Genomic DNA, 3,048 nt, shown 5'->3' with positions numbered 1-3,048 from the left:
GGGGGGGGGGGGGGGGGGGGCGGGGGTGCGCGCCCGCGGGGGCCCCCCCCCCGACCCGTGGACTCCGTTCCGCCTGAGTGACGGCGTTCGTCTCAGCCCGCCTACGAACATTGACGAACGCATTTCCTCTCCCCGCCCCCACGCTCGCGCTGCGGTCATCCGTCGCTGCGCCGGGCGCGGTGAGTCGCCGCCTCCTGCTCCGCTCGGGATCACACGAAGGAGCTCGCTTTCAGCGCCGCTGTCGCGAGCCGGGTACTTGACAGCCCGGCATCGAACTCTCTATACTCCAGCCATAATTATAACCGTGTTATGCAGAATAAAACACACGGGGTCGTAGGTGCTGACAACCGCCACTAAGTACCGGATCGAGAGCGTGGCCAGGGCCGCGGATCTCCTCTGTGCCTTCCTCCAGCCGCCGCACCGCTTCGGGGTCACGGACTTGAGCGCGATGACGGGCCTGACCAAGAATCAGGTGTTCCGCATCCTGCAGACGCTCATGCCCTCCGGCTTCGTGGTCCAGGACCCGGAGACAAAGGCGTACCGGCTCGGACCACGCCTGATCGATCTCGCGGCAGTCGCTGTGCATGGCACAAGCCTGGTGCACATCGCGGCGCCGGTGCTGGATCAGTTGGCGGAGCGGACCAGGGAGACAGTCGTCCTGACCACACGGCTGGATCACCACTATGCGATCTGCATCGACAAGCGGGAGAGCGCGCAGCGGCTGCGCATCACCGCGCGGGCCGGGGCCCGGTTCGCGCTGCACGCCGGGTCGTCGCCCAAACTGCTCCTGGCGTACTCACCGCCCGAGAGCATTGAGGCTTACCTGCGCGACCACACCCCGCTCCCGCGGTACACCGAGCGGACCATCACAGACCCTGACGCCCTCCGCGCCGAGTTGGAGCGGATCCGGCGGCAGGGCTACGTCGTCAGCATCGAGGAGCTGGACCCCGGCGTCTGCTCCATCGCAGCGCCCGTCCACGATCACACCGGTCAGGTGATCGCCGGTATCAGCATTGCCGCCCCGACGTTTCGTCTCGGCCCCGAGCAGCAGGGGCCTACGATCGAGGCGGTCTTGTGGGCCGGCCGAGAGATCTCGCGGCGCCTCGCCGAGTACGCACTCGGTCAGTCCGGCGCCTCACAGAGTGTGCGTTCCCTTGGTTAGTTAGGAACAGGGGGAGATGATGGAGATCGAACGGGTGGTCGATGAGTTGCGGCGCGGGGGAACGCCGGTGTCGCGCCGGCGCGTGCTCCGCATGGCCGCGCTCGGCAGCCTGGGCATCGCGGGGGCCGGAATCCTGGCGGCCTGCGGCGGTGGCTCCGAGAGTCCGACGACCGCGCCGAGTGGCGGCAGTAGCGGGAGCGGCAGCAGCGGGAGCGGCGCCGGCAGCACGCCGTCGGCGGAAGGCACCCCCGGCAGCGGCGGTGGCGAGGCCAAGAAGGGTGGCGTCTGGCGGATGGCGATCACCGCAAACCCGACCGCCTACCCGATCACGGCCCCGGGCGCGCTGACCGACATTCTCGTCAATAAGACCATCTACAACTGTCTGGTCCAGTACCGGCTCGAGGGTGACGCCATCGAGGTGGTTCCCGACCTGGCCGAGTCCTGGGAGGCGGCCTCGGACCTGTCCGAGTACACGTTCAAGCTCAAGTCGGGTGTGACCTGGCACGACGGCCAGCCGCTGACGGCCGAGGACGTCAAGTTCACCATGGATGCCGTCCTCGACCCGAACGTGAACGCCTCCGGTCGCGGGGTGGTCAGCTCGATCGACAGCACCGAGGTCGTCGACGATCAGACGGTGAAGTTCGTCCTCAAGTACCCATTCGCGTCGCTCCCGATCATGCTCGGCTACAACAAGCCGATCGTGCCCAAGCACCTGCTGGAGGGCCAGGACCTCAACGAGCCTGCCGAGTTCCTGCGGAAGCCCATCGGGACCGGCCCATTCAAGTTCCAGGAGTTCGTCCAGGGCAGCCACCTGGCGGTCGAGGCGAACCCCGACTACTTCGAGGGCGCCCCGCTGCTGGACGGCATCATTTTCAAGATCATCCCTGATGGCAATGCGCGGGTGGCGCAGGTGCGTTCGGGCGAGATCGACTTCACCGTCATCGAGCCGGCGCAGATCGACGCGCTCAGCGGGGTCGACAACGTCGAGATCCGCTACGTGCCGCAGGTCAACTACTACTTCTTCGCCATCAACCATTCGAGCCCGAAGATGCAGGATGTCCGCGTGCGGCAGGCCCTGGTCTACGCCATCAACCGGCAGGCAATCGTCGACCAGGTGCTCAAGGGTCATGGCAAGGTGGCGACCGGGCCGATCAACCCGCTGCTTGGCCCGTACTACAACCCGGACGTCCCGACCTACGACTATGATCCGGAGCGGGCGGCCGCCCTGCTGGAGGAGGCCGGCTGGACGAAGGGCTCGGACGGCATCCTGACCAACGCTCAGGGGGAGAAGCTCACCATCCGGTTCAACGGCCCCAAGGGCTACCCGGCCATGGAGCAGGTGATCACCTACGCCCAGCAGGAGTACCAGAAGCTGGGTATCCAGGTCACTCTGGAAATCGTCGACTGGCCCGTGCACCTCGACATGTACCACAACCTCGAATACGACCTGCTCATGGAGTGGTGGATCACCCCGCCCGACGCGGATCTGTACGACCACTACCACAGCGAGTCGTCCTCGAACTGGTGGGCCTACAAGAACCCGGAGATCGACGACCTGATCGTCAAGGCCCGGAGCGAGCCAGACGAGCAGCGCCGTATCGAGCTGTACCACGAGCTGCAGCGGAAGCTCGCCGAGGATGTGCCCGTCGTCTATCTCTACTACCCGGAAGAGATCCAGGCGATGAGCACGCGCACCAAGGACCTCCCGGCGATGGGCTACCGCGACGCGCTGACCTGGATGGAGAAGGTCTGGGTCGAGTAGGGCGACACTTGCGGAGGGGCCTGGCCGGGTCGTTTCTGGCGCACGACCCGGCGTCCGTCCCCGGCCGCCCGGCCCCAAGCCCCGCCCCCCCCCCGGCGGCAAAGCGGTCCTCACCTACCCCCCC

Annotated in this window: 2 protein-coding genes; both read left to right on the top strand. The window is 67.0% G+C overall.

Annotated elements, in window-relative coordinates; genetic code table 11:
- Positions 1 to 337 precede the first annotated feature (337 nt).
- Complete coding sequence (locus IRZ30_RS16750; RefSeq protein WP_294086825.1) at positions 338 to 1,162, top strand: IclR family transcriptional regulator; 825 nt, start codon at positions 338 to 340, stop codon at positions 1,160 to 1,162.
- A gap of 16 nt (positions 1,163 to 1,178) precedes the next feature.
- Positions 1,179 to 2,924, top strand: a complete 1,746-nt coding sequence (locus IRZ30_RS16745) for an ABC transporter substrate-binding protein (RefSeq protein WP_294086824.1) — start codon at positions 1,179 to 1,181, stop codon at positions 2,922 to 2,924.
- The last annotated feature ends 124 nt before the right edge of the window (positions 2,925 to 3,048 follow it).

The organism is Sphaerobacter sp. (genome assembly GCF_019683595.1).
Classification (GTDB): domain Bacteria; phylum Chloroflexota; class Chloroflexia; order Thermomicrobiales; family Thermomicrobiaceae; genus Sphaerobacter.
The sequence above is the reverse complement of the archived record's forward strand: the minus strand, read 5'-3'. Positions and strand labels throughout refer to the sequence as shown.

What these genes read in the sequence shown, in the direction of transcription:
- IRZ30_RS16745 (WP_294086824.1), top strand. Translation starts at nt 1,179, where the DNA reads ATGATGGAGATCGAACGGGTGGTCGATGAGTTGCGGCGCGGGGGAACG.